The sequence below is a fragment of the Kribbella antiqua genome (assembly GCF_004345665.1).
GTDB lineage: Bacteria > Actinomycetota > Actinomycetes > Propionibacteriales > Kribbellaceae > Kribbella > Kribbella antiqua.
In genome coordinates this window covers 337,638-353,021 of sequence record NZ_SLWR01000006.1, presented here as the reverse complement: position 1 = coordinate 353,021, position 15,384 = coordinate 337,638, and the positions used below count along the sequence as shown (strand labels likewise).

The following is a 15,384-nucleotide window of genomic DNA, read 5'->3' as shown; positions in this document are numbered from 1 at the left end:
GAGCTCAGTGCGACAGGCGTGCGCGGAGCAGCAGGTCGTGCAGCGCGGGCTCCGCCGTCGGCCGATCCGGCAGGTCGGTGACCGCCTCCGCGTCGTCGAGCGCGGCCTGCAACCGAGCGACATCCTCGGCCAGCCGCTCCCCCGACGGTCCTTCGAACGCGCCACGCTCGGCTTCCGCCTTGGCGGCCATCAACTCAGGCAAGTACGCCGGCGCCTCCGGCAACTCGAGCAACTCCCGCAGATCAGCCTGTACGACGCCCGTCCGCATCAGGTTGATCCCGGTGAGCAGCACCCGGAAGGTGTAGAGCAGCGGCTTGAGCTCACGCTTCTGCTCGAAGAAGCGCCACTGCGTGTTCGCGAAGCCGCGGTAGTGGTGAGCGTGCCATTTCGTCACACAGTCCTTGGCCAGCTGGATCAGCTCTTCGTGTTCCGGCGTACTGACGACGACCAGCGGAGACAGCACCTGCTCCAGGACATAGCCGTTGCGGCGCAGCATCAGCCGGGCGAACTTCAATAGGTCGTGGGTGACGAGATCGACCTCAGCCTCGTTCTCGAACCAGGTCCGGTCGAGCGTCTCCGGTCCCGTCCGCAGCCCGACCACCTCGGCGGCCGGAAGCACATGGACGCCGCGCAGGTCGACGTCGGAGTCTTTCGATGGAAAGCCATAGAGGTGAGCGCCGGAAACCGTTGCGAACAGCAATTTGTATGGTTGCTCACCCATGATGGACCGCAGCTCGGCGTAGTCGAGCTGCCGCATGTCACGCGTCACCGATGCTCCTCTTCCGGACGGACCTGAGCCAGGAGCCGACCTTCGCGACGTCCGGCGTCGCCGGGAGAACCGTTTGCCGCAAGGCGTTGTCGAGTTCCTCATGCAGGCCGAGCCGCCACTGCTCGACCTGCGGCCAGGACAGTTCGCCGTACTTGACCGCCAGCAACCGCTCCCGATGCGGGCCGACGTCAACGATGAGCTTTGCCTCCAGCAACAGAGTGCGGGCCGCGAGCAACAACCGGAGCAGATGCATGACATGCTTCCACTTCGGTGCACCGTCACGGCGGAAGTCGGCCTCGAGCTTCTTGAACTGACTGAGCACGTAGCCGGAGTACGTCTGATAGACCAGCTGCGACAGGAAGGACTCGCGTAGTCCTACGAGCTCCTCACCGAGCGGTGTCTGACGGACAACCAGCGGGGAGTGGAGCACCTCGAGGAGATTCGGGTTGGCCTTGAGGGCGAGTTCGCAGAAGCGCTCGACCTCCCAGGAGAACCACTCCGGCTCCGGTCCATCCACGTGGGTCGGCGGCTTGGCGAGCGACCAGAACGACTCGGTCGGTGCCACGTAGACACCGCGGGTATCCGTGTCCGAGGTGTCGGTGTCGAGCCCAAAGGCCCGTGAACCGACGACCGCCGCATAGATCGTGTGCTCCCGCACGAGCCGATCACCATCGGGCTGGTCGAGCTCGATCGCCTCGTCCTGGTACGCCGTACGGAGGCTGAGCTGGTCGCGTTGCGCCACTGTCTCGCGCCCATCCACGAGCCGGACGGCGTATCGGCCGTCGGGTGTCACTCCCGCGACGCGGCCGGTGGCGCCGCGTTGCGCCGTACCGCCCTGATCACCCGGAGCGGCGACCCGGATCACTACCTGAGTCCCCACAGGCAACTGCGGACCGGCCAACCCCATGCCGCTCATGCTTTCATCACCTCCGGTTCACCCCATTTGCAGGCTCTTGACAAATTTTTCTGTCAAGTGGAGGCTGATGGCGTGCTGGGGTATGTCGAGGAGCCGGAGAAGGTCCGGATGGCGTTGTCGCCGATCCGGCGGCAGTTGCTCGACCTGCTTCGGGAGCCGTCGTCGGCGACCCAGCTCGCGGCCGCGCTGGAGCTGCCCCGGCAACGGGTGAACTACCACCTGCGCGAACTGGAGAAGGCCGGCCTGATCGAGCTGGTCGAGGAACGTCGGCGACGCGGATTCACCGAGCGGATCCTGCGCGCGTCGGCCGCGACCCTGGTGGTCGACCCGGGGGTGATGGGCCGCGCGTTCGCGTCGATCCAGGACCAGTACGCCGCCGAGCATCTGGTGGAAGTTGCCGCCGGCACCGTTCGGGACGTGGCCCGGATGCAGAGTAAGGCCGATGCCGAGGGCAAACGACTGCTCACCTTCACGATCGAGGCGGAGGTGCGGTTCGCGTCGCCCGGCGACGTACATGACTTCACCGACGCGTTGACCGGGGCGGTCCGGCGGACGGTCGAGGAGTTCGACAGCGAAGGCGGCAGGCCCTATCGGCTGATCGCAGGCGGCCACCCGGCTGCCCGTCGTACGGGAGAAGAGCATGAGTGAGGACAGACCGCGGATCGTGGTGACCGTGGCCGCACCGGTCGAGGCGGTGTGGGACGCCATGCGGGACAAGGAGAAGATCCGGCACTGGCACGGCTGGGAGGTCGAGGGCGACGGCCTGGAGCAGGAGATCGACCTCATCTACTTCAGCGACGTCACGGCGGACGAGGACAGCAGAATCCTCACACTCGGAAACGGCGACCAGTTCGTGGTCGAGCCGGTCGAGGGCGGATCACGCGTCACTCTGACCAGAGCGGCGTACGGCGACAACCCGGAATGGGACGCGTACTACGACGACATCACCGAGGGCTGGATCACCTTCCTGCAGCAGCTGCGGTTCGCGCTGGAGCGCCACCCGGGCGAGCCGCGGCGGACCCTGTTCTACTCGGGCACCGGCGATCGCTCGCCGATCGACGCGCAGCCGGATCTGATCGGCGCGGCGGCTGAGTGGTTCAAGTCCGAGCATCAGGTTGGTTTGACCGTCGACGACTGGGGCGACGGGCTGCTGGTCCTGAGCCACATCCCGCCCTCAGAGAAGAAGCCGGCCGGCGCCTCGATGGCGATCTTGACCCTGTACGGCGACGTGGACCGCGAGGCCGTCGACGCTCGCTGGAAGGCGTGGTGGGAGGCCCGCTACCCGAAACCCCTCGACCTCTGACGACAGGCCCACCTGACACCGCGGTGACTCTGCGCAAACGTGCCAGTACTCTCGGTCTGTCCTTTGTGGTTACCCGGGAGTACATTCGCGCCACGGTGACCGGAGCGGGGGTCCTGGCGGTCATCGACCTCCGGCGAGAGAGGCCTTCGGGTGCAGATTCCCAGAAGTCGTCGAGTGTCTTTGGTTCTCGTGTTCTCCATGGCCAGCTTTGGTCTGATCGCATCCCCCGCCCACGCGGACGGGCCCGGTTCCGGTACGCCGTACGTCGTGACCGTCGGCGACTCCTACATCTCGGGCGAGGCGGGCCGCTGGGCCGGCAGCTCGAACGACTCCGAGACGCCGGCCGACGCGCTCGGCGCCCACGCCTACCACGACAACGCGACCGGGACCGCCGAGCTGATCCCGAAGTGCCACCGCAGCCGCTCGGCCGAGGCGTACATCGGCGGCGGGGTCGGCGGGCTCAACCTCGCCTGCTCCGGCGCCCGTACGACGACGAGCAACGGCGACGACTTCAAACCCGGGATCGACTTCTACGACGACGGCGCCGGGCACCTCGGGCAGGCGAAGATGCTGCAGCAGTTCGCCGCGAGCCACAACGTGAAACTGGTCGCGGTGTCGATCGGCGGCAACGACTTCAACTTCGCCTCGATCGTGACGTCCTGCGTGACCGACTTCCTGACCTCGCCGTCCTGGTACCCGGACTACTGCAAGGACGACTCGTCGGTGGTCGCGAACTTCACCTCCGCCAACGTCACCGCCGTACGAGCGCGTATCGCTACCGCATTCCAGAATGTGCGGACAGCGATGCGGAATGCCGGGTACGACGACAACGCCTGGACGCTGCTGGTGCAGACGTACCCATCGCCGATTCCTCCGGGCAGCGGCTTCCGGTACGCGCAGAGCGGGTACACCCGGCAGAGCGTCGGCGGGTGCGGCTTCTGGAACGCGGACGCCGACTGGGCGAACAGCACCGCGCTTCCCACGATCAACAACACCGTCCGCGCGGCGATCAGCCAGTCCGGCCTGACCAACACGCGCCTGCTCGAACTCCAGTCAGCCTTCAACGGCCGGCGCCTGTGCGAGAAGACCGTCGGCCTCTACGAAGAGGTCGGCCTGACGTCCTGGACCCAAACGACAGCGGTCGACAAAACCGAATGGATCAACCAGATCCGCACCGTCACGACCGTCGGCTCCAACTACTACATCCAGGAATCCCTTCACCCCAACTACTGGGGCCAACTCGCCACCCGCTCCTGCCTACGCCAGTCCTACACCCAAAACCGAGGCGGCACCTGCACCATCTCCACCACCGGCCTCCTCAACGGCGAACCCCAAATGACCCTCAACTAACAGCCCGGCGGCTCCCGACCCCACCCCCGGGAGCCGCCACCCTCCCAGCCCCCAGCCACACCAACAGCCACCGCCCGACAGCCCACCCACCACACGCCCCGTCACGGGTGCCAGCTCCAGCCGCGGCACAACACCTCGCCCCGGCCTGCACCACGCCTGGCCAGCCCCCGCCCCTCGGCCGTCCCGAACCAGGGACCGGTCGTACGGCCGGTATTCCCGGACGGCTGCGGTGGTTGCGTCGTACCGACGGACGGGCAGTAGTCCGTCTCACCCGGAGTCGCGCCGCCTGGCTGAGTCGTGCTGGTCGACTACGTCCCGTTGTTCGGTACGGCGGGGGTGAGTGTGATGAGGCTCATGGGGGCGGGGCGCTCTGGACCAGGTGTGGGTCTGACAGGCAGAATCGCGCAGACGGGTTGGCCGGCCGGTGGGGTGTTTGTGGAAACGGAATTCGCGCTGTCGCTCGGTTCGCAGCGCTGGACGCTGCCGGCTGAGGGCGACGTCACCATCGGGCGCGCCTCGAATGCCGACGTCAGGCTGCCGTCCGACGACCAGGTCTCCCGGATCCACGCCCGCCTGACCCGCACCGGCAGCGACTGGATCCTCACCGACGAGTCCCGCAACGGCACCGCCCTCAACGGCCGCCGCCTCACCGCCCCCACCCGCCTCAACAACAACGACCGAATCCACATCGGCCGCTCAGTACTCACGTTCCATGAACCAGCCGCAGCCGTCAGCGCTCCGACCCCAGACAGCTCCGCTCACCGCGACAACCTCGGCGCCCCGCCAGCCGCACAACCGAATGCCGCCGGCAACCGCCCGCAAGCTGCGATGCCGGCGACACCTCCTCAGCCAACGCCCGCCGCCCCCAGCCCAACGCCCCAAGCACCGGCGCACCCCTGGCAATACGCCCACCTGGCACAGCCGGATTCGCCGTTCGCACCCCCTCACTCAACCGGCGCACCCCAAGCCGGCGAGTCTCCCACCCCAAACGCACCGCGTACGCCGAACCCCGCCAACCTCGCGCCACCCTCGGACACCTCCCACCCGGAGGCGGCTCGTTCGCCATTCGCACCGGTCCACCAGGGCGGTCATACGACGGGCGCGGACAGGCCCGGCGAAGTCGACCTCGCGGCAGACCGCAGCTCGTCGGAGCCAGTGCGGTCACCATTCGCACCAGAGGCGGACCCGGGCGACCTAGCATCCGGTCACCCTGCAGGCACAGGCTCGCGGGTAACACCCGGCAACGGGCCCGGCGCGGCAGACCGCAGCTCGTCGGAGCCAATGCGGTCGCCTTTCGCACCGGAGGGGCACGCGGGCGACCCGGCGGCCGGTCAGCGTGCAGGCACAGACACAGGCGCTCGAGCAGCACGCGGCGACGGGCACGGCAGCGTGCCGGACTGGGCTGAGGCGGACAGGTCCGGCTCGGGGCCGAACCGGACAGACGACCGTCGCGCGACGCCAGGGTCGGTGCATGCGGACCTCTCCGGCGCGGCGCCGGGCTGGGCTGAGGCGGACAGCCCGGGTGCAGAGCCGAACTGGATAGGTGCGGACGACCGGGGCGCGGTACGACCGGATGGCGCTGGCTCGAGGCCGGACTGGCGAGACGCGGACGCTGCCGGCTCACGAGCGGGGGCGGACGAAGCCGGCGCGGGCTGGATTGGTGCGGACAGAGGCGGCGCGGAGGCTGGGTGGGCCGGTGCGGGGGCGCACGGGTCGGGGGTTGCGGGTGATGACGTCGCGGGGCCGGGGGGTTCGGCTGGGAGTGGGGTGGCGTGGGCTGCTTATCCGTCGGCTGACAATCCCGAGCCTGCGCGGTCGCCCTGGGCGGCGGCTGCGAATCGGACGGTGCCGTTGGAGCCTGCTGATGGCGGTGGCCCGGGTGCAGGATGGCCTGGAGGCTCGTCGCCTGGAGCTGCGGGTGCAGACCGGGGAGTGTCGCCGGCGGCTGGAGGTGCCAGCGGGAGTGCAGCGGCGGGGTCTGCGGGTTCCAGCAGAAGTACGTCGGCCGGGTCTGCGGGACGGGGTGCATCGTCGGGGCGTGCGGATTCAGGTCGGGGTACGGCGTCGGGGGCTGCCGGTTCAGGTCGGGGTGTGTCGGGTGGCGTGCGCGGATCGGCGGATGAGCGGCAGAGGGCTCGGGCAGGCGCGGCGGAGGAAGAGGCCGTTGGGCTGGTGAGGTTGGGGCGAGTGTTGGTGGTGGCGGGGGGTGTGTTGGGGCTTGGGTTGGTGATCAACCTGGTCGGGACGTTCTTGGCCGACGGGCCTGGTGGGGCGTTGCGCTGGCTGGTACCGCCGACGATTGCGCTCGTTGCCGCGATGGTAGTCGCGTTGCTCGACGCCGTGCGTACGCGGGAAACCAGCAGTCGCCTGGACGCTTCGGTGGTGGTGGCAATCGTCGTCGTACTGCTGGGCGTCGGGGTTGGCGGCTTCGCGCTGACCGCGGGTGCCGAGTACATCGCCGGCTCCATCACCGGCAAGGAATCGGGCGAGGACCGTTTGATCAAGCCTGTCGCGAAGAGCGGCGGCGGACTGACGGTGACGGTCGAGAACGTCACGTATACCAGCCACTTCACGCGGGTCGAGGTCGCCGTCAAGAACGCGGGCCAGGACTCCGTCGCCCTCTCGCTCGACGGCGGCAACGCCACCTTCATCGGCGCGGACAGCACCAGCCTGAAGGCCGACGGATTCCGCAGTCAGTGGCCCGGCAAGTTCCCGTCCGGCACGGTCAAACACGGCACCATCACCTTCAACGGCCACCTCCCCGACAACCTCACCACCGCCTCGCTGGTCCTCAAGTCCGGCAGTACGACGTTCACCGTCAGCGGCATCACCCTCACCAACTGAACCCGGCCGACCCAGCCCCGGCCAACCCAGCCCCGGCCAACCCACCCCGGTCAACCACGCTCCCGCCACCCGAACCGCCGATACCAAACCTCCAGGCAATCGAAGCTCCACCCGGCTGAACCTCCGGCGAGAACTGGCTCCTGATCCATCCCGCGTTCGACGCTGAACTCCAACCGAATGAACCTCTGGCGCCGGCCGAGCTCGAGCGCCCTGAGCTCCAGCGCCGCCTGGATCTACCGCGCCAGCTCAACCCTCCGGCGATAGCTGAACCCCGGCACCAGACCGCCGCCACGAGCGCGGCAAGTGACAGCTGTCGCCTAGTCGTGGATTCGCGTCGGCTAGAACGACGAAAACCCACGACTCGGCGGTCAGGGGGCCTGGGTGTTGTCGGTGAGGACCTCTTCGGTGTAGGCGAGGGTCCCGGCGATGCGGGTGCTTGGCACGAGATCGCTCGCTACCAGGTCGGGGTCAGGCCCACCCCACCCCGTCGACTACATCGAAGATTGATATAGTTTGGGGATGGGTGATGGGCTGGATCTTGAACGGCTGACTACGGCTATCGAGGACTTCACCACGATTTTCATCCGGTTGCCGGCGGTGCAGAGGTTCAACTTCTCCACGCTGTCGGTGTTGCATACGTTGGCGCGTCGTGGGCCGCTTCGGTTGACGGATCTGCTGAAGACCGAGCAGCTCAAGCAGCCTGCGCTGACCAGCCTGGTGGCGAAGCTCGAGCAGGACGGGCTGGTTCGGCGGCGGCCGGATCCGCGGGACGGGCGCGCGATGCTGCTGTCGCTGACCCGGCAGGGGCGCGAGATCGTGCGGTCCCGGCACGCGCATCGCGTTGCGAAGCTGTCCCAGCTCGTTGCCCAGCTCACCGATGAGGAACGCGAAGTCTTGGCCGGCTCGGCGCAGGTCCTCACTCGCATCACCGAGATCGCCGCCACGAACGATGCCGAAGGCAACCGAAGGAGCGCAGACCGTGCTGACACTTGATCAGACTCCGATCCAGGTTCCGGACGACGTACTCGACGATCTTCGTCGCCGGCTCAACCAGACCAAGTGGCCGCTCGACGCGGGCAACGCAGACGGCTTCTACGGCGTACGTCGTACTGAGCTGCAGCGACTCGTCGAGTATTGGGCCGACGGGTACGACTGGCGCAAGGCCGAGCGGGCGATGAACGCGTACGAGCAGTACCGTGTCGACGTCGGCGGCGTACCGGTGCACTTCATGAGGAAGGCCGGTGTCGGGCCGAAGCCGATCCCGTTGATTCTCAGCCATGGTTGGCCGTGGACGTTCTGGCACTGGTCGAAGGTGATCGATCCGCTGGCCGATCCGGCGTCGTACGGCGGTGATCCGGCCGACGCGTACGACGTGATCGTGCCGTCGCTACCCGGCTTCGGCTTCTCCACCCCGTTGCCGAACCAGCCGGACATGAACTTCTGGAAGATGGCCGACGTCTGGCACGAGCTGATGACGGGTGTGCTCGGTTACCCGAAGTACGCCGCCGCCGGCTGCGATGTCGGCGCTCTCGTCACCGGGCAGTTGGGTCACAAGTACGCCGACGAGCTGTACGCGATCCACATCGGATCGGCGCTGAAGCTCGACTTCTTCAACGGCGACCGTGGGTGGGACCTGAGCGGCGGCAACCCGATCCCGGACGGTCTGCCGCCCGAAATCCACGCGCGGATCGTCGAGGTGGAGCGGCGCTTCGCGGCCCATCTCGCGGTACACGTTCTGCACCCGAGCACCCTCGCCTACGGGCTCGCCGACTCACCCGTCGGCATGCTCGCGTGGATGCTCGAGCGGTGGCTCAGCTGGTCAGACGGCGACAAGGCCTTCACCGACGACGACGTACTCACGCACGCCACGATCTACTGGGCCGGCAACGCGATCGACACCTCCATCCGTACGTACGCCAACAACAACCGCTATCCATGGACGCCGTCCCACGACCGTACGCCGGTGATCGAAGCCCCGACCGGGATCACCTTCGTCGGCTACGAGAACCCGCCCGGCGTCACCACCCCCGAGCAGCGCGTCGAGCACTTCCTCGCCAGCGACCGCGCCGCCTGGTACAACCACGTCAACATCACCGCCCACCCGCACGGCGGCCACTTCATCCCCTGGGAAACCCCAACCGAATGGGTCAACGACCTCCGCCGAACCTTCCAAGACCGCCGCTGAAAGAGACCGCGGCTGGTCGCTAGGGTGGAGATCATGGACGGTCGAACGATTTTGATTACTGGGGCGACCGACGGGCTTGGTCGGCGGCTTGCTGTTCGGTTGGGTACGGCGGGGGCGCGGGTTCTGCTGCACGGTCGCTCCGCGGAGCGCGCCGAGGAGGTGCGGGCGGAGATTCTGACCGCCGGTGGTCCTGAACCGTCGGTCGTACTCGCGGATCTCGCCGACCTCCGGCAGGTCGATCGACTGGCGGACGACGTCGCCCGTCTGACCGAGCGTCTCGACGTACTGGTGAACAATGCCGGCGTCGGGTTCGGGCGGCGTGGAGCGGCGCGGGAGTTGAGTGCCGATGGCATCGAATTGCGGTTCGCTGTCAACTATCTGGCCGGCTACCGGCTGACTCGACTGTTGCTGCCGTTGCTGAAGGCATCAGCACCATCGCGGATCGTGAACGTCGCCTCCGCCGGACAGTTGCCGATCGACTTCGCCGATCCGATGCTGGAGCAACAGTACGACGGGATCTCGGCGTACCGGCGGAGCAAGCTGGCGCAGATCATGTTCACCTTCGACCTCGCCGAGGAAGTCCGGGACGACGGCATCACCGTCACCTCGTTGCACCCGGCAACCTTCATGGACACCACGATGGTGCGCGAGGCCGGCACCGGCGTCGCCAGCACGGTCGACGAAGGCGCCGACGCGACGCTGCGGCTGATCGACGGCCCGGACGTGCCAACCGGCAGCTACTTCAGCGGCACACGCGAGGCACGGGCGAGCGAGCAGGCGTACGACGCACAGGCCCGCAAGCAGCTTCGGCAACTGACCGACGACCTGCTCACTCATGGATAACGGCTACTTCCGGCAGCTGTACGGCGGGGTGCTCGAACCACAGGAGCACCTCCGAGTGGCCTTTGCGCCCCGATCCGCCGGCTCCCCGGCGTTCGCCGCGTCCTCTGACGGTCAGGGGGCGATGTAGTTCACTTCGGCGCGGTCTCGGGCTTGGTACAGGTCCCAGTACGTGGCGGCGATGGTGTCGGGGTCGGCTTCGGGAGAGCCGGAGCCGATCCAGGCGCTGATGGCAACGTGTGCGGCGTAGACGCCGGTGCCGTCCAAGACCTGGTGGAGGTTGAGCACCCAGTTGCGCAGCGCGGCCGCGGCCGCGTTGATGTTGCCCATGGCCGGGTGCGGGGTGATCGAGCCGCCGCCGGTGGTGAACAGCAGCGTGCCGCGGCCGGCTTCGCGCATCGCGGGAATCACCTGGGCCGCGGCGGTGACAGCGCCGTACAGGTAGTACTCGATCTGCTGCTGGAGATTGTCCGGCGTGACCTCGAGCGGGCCCGCCATCTCGACCTCGCGGGTGGCCGGCGAGTACTCCAGCACCTCAATCGGGCCGAGGCGCTTGGTGATCTCCTCGAATGCGGCCACCAAGGAGGGCCTGTCGGTGACGTCGGCGGTGAACGCCATGGCGCTCACACCGTGTTCTTTGAGGTCGGCAACGAGTGTGTCGAGCTTGGCGGCGTTGCGAGCGACGAGGGCGACCTCGAAGCCACGGCCGCTGAAGAGCTTGGCGATGGACAGCCCCATGCCGGGACCTGCGCCGACAATGGCGATGACAGGCATATCAGGAGGTCTCCTCAGTTGATGGCGGTTCAGTTGATGGCGGTTCAGTTGATGGCGATGGCGAGCTTGCCGACGGTGCCGGCGCCGAAGTCGGCGAAGGCCTGGGGCACCTGCTCGAGCGAATAGGTGGTGGCGATCGGTACGCGGATCGCGCCGGAGGCGACGTCGGCGCCCAGGCGTGCCAGCGTGGCCTTGTCGGGGTTGGCCCGCACTGTCGACACGGTCAGGTCGCGTCCTGGCGAAGCAACGTCTGCCAGGCCGAGAGTGGAGGACAGGCGCCCGCCGTCAGCGACCAGGTCGGCGATCTGCTGCCCGTCACCGGCCAGATGCAGAGCGGCGGCCACGCCGTTCGGGGCGAGGGCGCGGACCTGCGCGGACAGGTCGGCGGTGTAGTCGACAATCTCGGCCTTGCCGCCGGTCAGCTCGGTGATCAACTCGGCCTCAGCGCCGGGGCGAGCGGTGGCGATGACGCGAGCGCCGCGTGCGGCGGCGTACTGGACGGCGATCGCGCCGACCCCGCCGGTCGCGCCCACCACCAGAATGTCCTCGCCGTCCGTCGGGTCGGCGGCTTCGATCGCGGTGAGCGCGGCGGTGCCCGCCAGACCCAAGGCGCCGGCCTCGGCGATCGGCAAGCCGGCGGGGATGTGGGCCAGGCCGATCGCGGTGGGGACGGCGACGTACTCACCGAGCGAGCCGGTGCCCAGGAACGGCCTCATCACCACCCCGAACACCTGGTCCCCGACGGCGTAGCCGGTCACGCCCTCTCCAAGGGCGGCCACAGTGCCGGCGAAGTCCTTGCCGAGCACCAGCGGGAAGCGGTGCTCCATCAAGCCCTGCAAGTAGCCGGCAACGGTGGCGGCATCGAAACCGTTGATCGACGAGGCGGCCACCTTCACCAGCACCTCACCGGGCTGCGGGACGGGCACATCCAGCTCCGTCACCTGCGGGGTGGACGGGACCGACGGCAAGCTCACTGCGCGCATCAGCGCTCATCTCCAAAGTGGAAAGGTCTATCCGATTCGTCAACGACAGTACACCAAAGTGGATAGGTCTTTCCAGTTGTGCGTTATGATGAGGTCATGGGAGCTGAGGACGCGCCGCTGCGCCGGGATGCCGAGCGGAACCGCGAGCGCATCCTGGCCGCGGCCCGCGAGGCGTACGCCGAAGCCGGCCTGGATGTCTCCATGGCCGAGATCGCCCGTCACGCCGGGGTCGGCATCGCCACCCTGTTTCGCCGCTTCCCCACCCGCGAGGACCTGATCAACGCCGTCTTCGCCGACCGGATGGACGCCTACCTGACGGCCGCCGACACGGCCCTGGCCGATCCCGACCCCTGGAACGGCTTCTCCGGCTACATCGAAGCCATCTGCGGTATGCAGGCCGCCGACCGCGGCTTCGCCGACCTGCTGACCATGACCTTCCCCAGCGCCAAGGCTCTGGAGAAGCAGCATGCCCGAGCCTTCGACGCCATGACCCAGCTGGTCGATCGAGCCAAGGCGGCTGGGTGCCTTCGCCCCGACTTCAGTCATCAGGATGTGGCGATCCTGCTCATGGCCAACGCAGGTGTCGTTGCCGCCACCGGCCATGCCGCGCCAGATGCCTGGCGGCGTCTGGTCGCCTACATGCTCCAGGCGTTCGCCGCCGGGGAACCGAACCCTGACCTACCGCCCGCCCCCACCCCGGCCGCCATGTATCGGGCCATGGTGGACCTCGGCCGTTGAGGTTTCGTCGCAGAGAACGCGACGCCGACTGAGGTTGTCTCCCCTGGGAGAGCAGGCTGAGAGGTACGACGGTTTGGTCGCCGTACCTCTCACGTGATTGAACAACGAGGCCCGGGCCCCGCCCTACCCGCCTGATCCTTGCCAAGCAGCACACCTGTCACCACCGACGACCCCCAACGCGGCCGCTGGCTCAGAGGTGGGCGGCTCGGGCAAGCGGCAGCGTCAGGTGCGCCCGCCGGCCTCTTCGCGTACGCCCTCCACAGGGCCTGCTGAACCTGCCGGTTGATTGGTGGTGGATGTCATCTGTCGCCTCCCTTTGATCCGGCCGCCTGGGTAACCCAACGCGGGCGCAACAAACCTCCGCGCGGCCAAATCGTCTGACGTTCGTCAGCTGCCATCACGCGGCCAGCGCGGACCGGAGGTCGCTCATGATCCGGCGAAGGAGTCGCGAGACCTGCATCTGGCTGACTCCGATCTCGGCGGCGATCTCGGCTTGACTCCAGTGATCGATCATCCGCCGGCGGAGAATCAGCTTGTCCCGAGCGGCGAGGTTCTCGACCGCCGGGCGTAGCGTCTCGAGCTGATTGACCAACTCGAACGTGTTCTCCTGGTCGGCCACCAGGCTGCCGAGCGACGTCGTGGACCCACTGCTCACCGGAGCGTCCAGCGAGATGGTGTGAAAGCAGCCGAACGCACGCTGCGCATCCCTGACGTCCCTGACCGGTACGCCGATGCGGTCAGCCAGCTCCTGCTCGGTCGGCCAGCGGTGCAACCGCGCAGCCAGCTCACCCTCGACAGCATTGATGGATGCCTGCAGGTTCTGGATCCGCCGCGGTGGCCGGACAGTCCACGCATTGTCCCGGAAGTGCCGCTTGAGCTCACCTCGAATGGTCGGGAGGGCATACGACCGGAAGTCCGTCTCCGGCCCCGGTCGATATCCCTGCACCGCTTTGACGAGTCCGACGTACGCGACCTGGAAGAGTTCCTCCCGCTCCACCCCGCGTCCGTCGTACCGTAATGCGAGCGACCGCGCTATCGCTGTGCCCTGCACGATCGCTTGGCAGAGCAAGTCCGCGCGGCGAGTGCCGACGGTGTCGGACGCCTGCCGGAGCAGTGCTTCGATGAGTGTGCTTTGTGGTTCCCGAGACACCGATGATGCAGAAGTCATCAGATCGACCTGGGCGATCAACCACCCGACAACTGGCACCGTTTTGACCATGGCGTGTTTGTCCCAGGCTCCCCTGAGACCTGCGGTACCCCACCCCATGCGAGCCAACCACCGAGGCCGTCGTCCAAAAATGATGCGAGTACGGCGCTTCGACGGGCTCCGGAGGGGTACCTACGCGGTCCACCACTAGGCACGAGGAGCAAGCTGATGACTTCCACCGACGGCGTCACCGAGCCGGACGTGATCGACGTCCTCACCGCGGACCACCGGGAGGTCGAGGACCTCGCGGATCAGATCACCGCGACCGTCGACCCGGAGGAACGCCGGGATCTGACCGACCAGCTCATCGCGGAACTGGTGCGGCACTCGGTCGCCGAGGAGATGTACGTCTACCCCGCGATGCGCGACCACCTGCCCGACGGCGAAAAGGCCGTCGAGCACGATACCCAGGAACACAAGGAACTCGAGACCCTGATGAAACAGCTGGAGGGCGCGGACGCCGCGAGTGCCGAGTTCGAGGATGCCCTCGGAAAGCTGCGGCAGGTACTCCTCGACCACGTCCAGGACGAGGAGACCGAGCAGTTCCCGCAGCTGCGGGCGCACGTCCCCGGTGCCACGCTCGTCGAACTGAAGGACAAGGTCGAGACGGCGAAGAAGCTCGCACCCACCAGGCCCCACCCGGCGGCGCCGAACGCCGAACTCTTCCACAAGCTCGTCGGTCCCGGAGTGGGGCTGGTCGACCGGCTCCGCGACAAGCTCAGCGGCCGTTCGACGTAGCTGCCGCCAGGCTTCGTCAGCGGCGGGTGGTGGTTGCGATGAGTTTCTCAGCGACGACTCTGAGCTTGACGTTGCCGTCCTGGGACAGCCGGGTCAGGAATGCGAAGGCGCGGTCGTCGCTCAGCCCGTATCGCTCCATCACGATGCCGACCGCCTTGCCGATCGTCGTACGGGTACGAACCGCTTCCCGCAGATTGTGGATCTCCCGGGCATAGTCGATCGCCGTCGCCGCCTGGTGCCGGAACAGTTCGCCAAGCGCGCCGAGATCGCTGAAGGCACCGACCTTCCGGGCGTACAGATTCAGGGCACCGCGGGACTTGGGAGCGTCGAAGAGCCGGATTCCCGCCTGCGCGGCCAGACCGGCGGCCACGGCGCTTGCGGCGTACCTGGGGAACCGCTCGTCGTGGGCCAGATCGGGCGCCGCAATGTGGACTTCATCCGCCGCGGCCTCGTAGCAAGGACCTTCGCGCAGTTCGTACTGCGCGGCGTCGACGCCCCAGAGCAGGTCGTCGGTCGGAGCGACGGTTTCCAGCCGGCCGTCCGCGTGCAGGATCGTGATGCTCGCGTAGTCGGTGTCCGGCAATGCCTCGACCGCGGCTGCCGTAATTCGACTCAACGTATGGTCAAGGTCGCCGGGAGTCAGCGTCTTCGCCAGCCGCTGGGCCAGAGCCAGGAGTAGGTCGTCAATCACGGCAAGACCGGTACCCCGGAGGGCGATGCGGATGCGCGGGGCGGTG

The 15,384-nt window shown here is 67.7% G+C and carries 15 protein-coding genes and 1 pseudogene; 10 read left to right on the top strand and 6 right to left on the bottom strand.

Translation table 11 applies throughout. The annotated features are described in order from the left end of the window. Positions 1-4: 4 nt before the first annotated feature. A complete protein-coding gene (locus EV646_RS19410; RefSeq protein ID WP_241996173.1) occupies positions 5-769 on the bottom strand; it encodes a nucleotidyltransferase domain-containing protein in 765 nt (254 codons plus the stop codon). Beyond that, positions 759-1,685 (bottom strand): nucleotidyltransferase domain-containing protein, encoded by a 927-nt coding sequence (locus tag EV646_RS19405; RefSeq protein WP_132150458.1) that lies wholly within the window; start codon positions 1,683-1,685, stop codon positions 759-761. Before EV646_RS19405 ends, EV646_RS19410 begins: the two co-directional genes overlap by 11 nt. A 72-nt stretch (positions 1,686-1,757) precedes the next feature. On the opposite strand from EV646_RS19405, the gene EV646_RS19400 reads away from it, so the two are divergent. From EV646_RS19400 to EV646_RS19370, 8 genes and pseudogenes are all read left to right on the top strand, one after another. Next, a complete protein-coding gene (locus tag EV646_RS19400) occupies positions 1,758-2,333 on the top strand; it encodes an ArsR/SmtB family transcription factor (RefSeq protein ID WP_241996172.1) in 576 nt (191 codons plus the stop codon). Further along, the gene (locus tag EV646_RS19395) at positions 2,326-2,988 is read left to right on the top strand and encodes an SRPBCC family protein (RefSeq protein WP_132150456.1); all 663 of its coding nucleotides are present in this window, start codon (positions 2,326-2,328) and stop codon (positions 2,986-2,988) included. Before EV646_RS19400 ends, EV646_RS19395 begins: the two co-directional genes overlap by 8 nt. 198 nt (positions 2,989-3,186) lie before the next feature. Beyond that, a complete protein-coding gene (locus EV646_RS19390) occupies positions 3,187-4,338 on the top strand; it encodes an SGNH/GDSL hydrolase family protein (RefSeq protein ID WP_132150454.1) in 1,152 nt (383 codons plus the stop codon). Positions 4,339-4,683: 345 nt separating this feature from the next. Further along, positions 4,684-5,043: pseudogene (locus tag EV646_RS40980) on the top strand (FHA domain-containing protein); the annotation flags it as partial. 1,503 nt (positions 5,044-6,546) lie between these two features. Continuing rightward, positions 6,547-7,182 (top strand): hypothetical protein, encoded by a 636-nt coding sequence (locus EV646_RS40130; RefSeq protein ID WP_241996194.1) that lies wholly within the window; start codon positions 6,547-6,549, stop codon positions 7,180-7,182. 519 nt (positions 7,183-7,701) lie between these two features. Further along, entirely contained in the window at positions 7,702-8,175 is a 474-nt protein-coding gene (locus EV646_RS19380) for a MarR family transcriptional regulator (protein ID WP_132150450.1), read from the top strand. Beyond that, on the top strand, positions 8,162-9,367 hold the full coding sequence (locus tag EV646_RS19375) for an epoxide hydrolase family protein (protein WP_241996171.1): 1,206 nt from the start codon (positions 8,162-8,164) through the stop codon (positions 9,365-9,367). Before EV646_RS19380 ends, EV646_RS19375 begins: the two co-directional genes overlap by 14 nt. A gap of 33 nt (positions 9,368-9,400) precedes the next feature. Beyond that, on the top strand, positions 9,401-10,210 hold the full coding sequence (locus tag EV646_RS19370; RefSeq protein ID WP_132150446.1) for an SDR family NAD(P)-dependent oxidoreductase: 810 nt from the start codon (positions 9,401-9,403) through the stop codon (positions 10,208-10,210). A gap of 111 nt (positions 10,211-10,321) precedes the next feature. Here the strand turns inward: EV646_RS19370 and EV646_RS19365 are convergent, their stop codons facing one another. Next, complete coding sequence (locus tag EV646_RS19365; RefSeq protein WP_132150444.1) at positions 10,322-10,981, bottom strand: SDR family NAD(P)-dependent oxidoreductase; 660 nt, start codon at positions 10,979-10,981, stop codon at positions 10,322-10,324. A gap of 44 nt (positions 10,982-11,025) precedes the next feature. Next, positions 11,026-11,964 carry an NADP-dependent oxidoreductase gene (locus EV646_RS19360; protein WP_132150442.1) on the bottom strand — a complete coding sequence of 313 codons (939 nt, stop codon included), beginning with the start codon at positions 11,962-11,964 and terminating at the stop codon, positions 11,026-11,028. A 96-nt stretch (positions 11,965-12,060) separates the two neighbouring features. On the opposite strand from EV646_RS19360, the gene EV646_RS19355 reads away from it, so the two are divergent. Then, on the top strand, positions 12,061-12,702 hold the full coding sequence (locus tag EV646_RS19355; protein WP_132150441.1) for a TetR/AcrR family transcriptional regulator: 642 nt from the start codon (positions 12,061-12,063) through the stop codon (positions 12,700-12,702). Positions 12,703-13,099: 397 nt separating this feature from the next. Here EV646_RS19355 and EV646_RS19350 read toward each other — a convergent pair whose 3' ends face one another. Beyond that, positions 13,100-13,870 (bottom strand): sigma-70 family RNA polymerase sigma factor, encoded by a 771-nt coding sequence (locus EV646_RS19350; protein ID WP_132150439.1) that lies wholly within the window; start codon positions 13,868-13,870, stop codon positions 13,100-13,102. A gap of 207 nt (positions 13,871-14,077) precedes the next feature. Between EV646_RS19350 and EV646_RS19345 the strand changes: the two genes are divergently transcribed. Next, entirely contained in the window at positions 14,078-14,647 is a 570-nt protein-coding gene (locus EV646_RS19345) for a hemerythrin domain-containing protein (RefSeq protein WP_132150437.1), read from the top strand. A 16-nt stretch (positions 14,648-14,663) separates the two neighbouring features. On the opposite strand, the gene EV646_RS38915 is transcribed toward EV646_RS19345, so the two are convergent. Next, the gene (locus EV646_RS38915) at positions 14,664-15,338 is read right to left on the bottom strand and encodes a GAF and ANTAR domain-containing protein (protein ID WP_158290985.1); all 675 of its coding nucleotides are present in this window, start codon (positions 15,336-15,338) and stop codon (positions 14,664-14,666) included. Positions 15,339-15,384 lie beyond the last annotated feature (46 nt).

Coding starts and splice junctions, on each gene's coding strand:
- EV646_RS19370 (WP_132150446.1), top strand. CDS start 9,401: ATGGACGGTCGAACGATTTTGATTACTGGGGCGACCGACGGGCTTGGT.
- EV646_RS19405 (WP_132150458.1), bottom strand. CDS start 1,685: ATGAGCGGCATGGGGTTGGCCGGTCCGCAGTTGCCTGTGGGGACTCAG.
- EV646_RS19350 (WP_132150439.1), bottom strand. CDS start 13,870: ATGACTTCTGCATCATCGGTGTCTCGGGAACCACAAAGCACACTCATC.
- EV646_RS19390 (WP_132150454.1), top strand. CDS start 3,187: ATGGCCAGCTTTGGTCTGATCGCATCCCCCGCCCACGCGGACGGGCCC.
- EV646_RS19360 (WP_132150442.1), bottom strand. CDS start 11,964: ATGCGCGCAGTGAGCTTGCCGTCGGTCCCGTCCACCCCGCAGGTGACG.
- EV646_RS19355 (WP_132150441.1), top strand. CDS start 12,061: ATGGGAGCTGAGGACGCGCCGCTGCGCCGGGATGCCGAGCGGAACCGC.
- EV646_RS19365 (WP_132150444.1), bottom strand. CDS start 10,981: ATGCCTGTCATCGCCATTGTCGGCGCAGGTCCCGGCATGGGGCTGTCC.
- EV646_RS19395 (WP_132150456.1), top strand. CDS start 2,326: ATGAGTGAGGACAGACCGCGGATCGTGGTGACCGTGGCCGCACCGGTC.
- EV646_RS19345 (WP_132150437.1), top strand. CDS start 14,078: ATGACTTCCACCGACGGCGTCACCGAGCCGGACGTGATCGACGTCCTC.
- EV646_RS19380 (WP_132150450.1), top strand. CDS start 7,702: ATGGGTGATGGGCTGGATCTTGAACGGCTGACTACGGCTATCGAGGAC.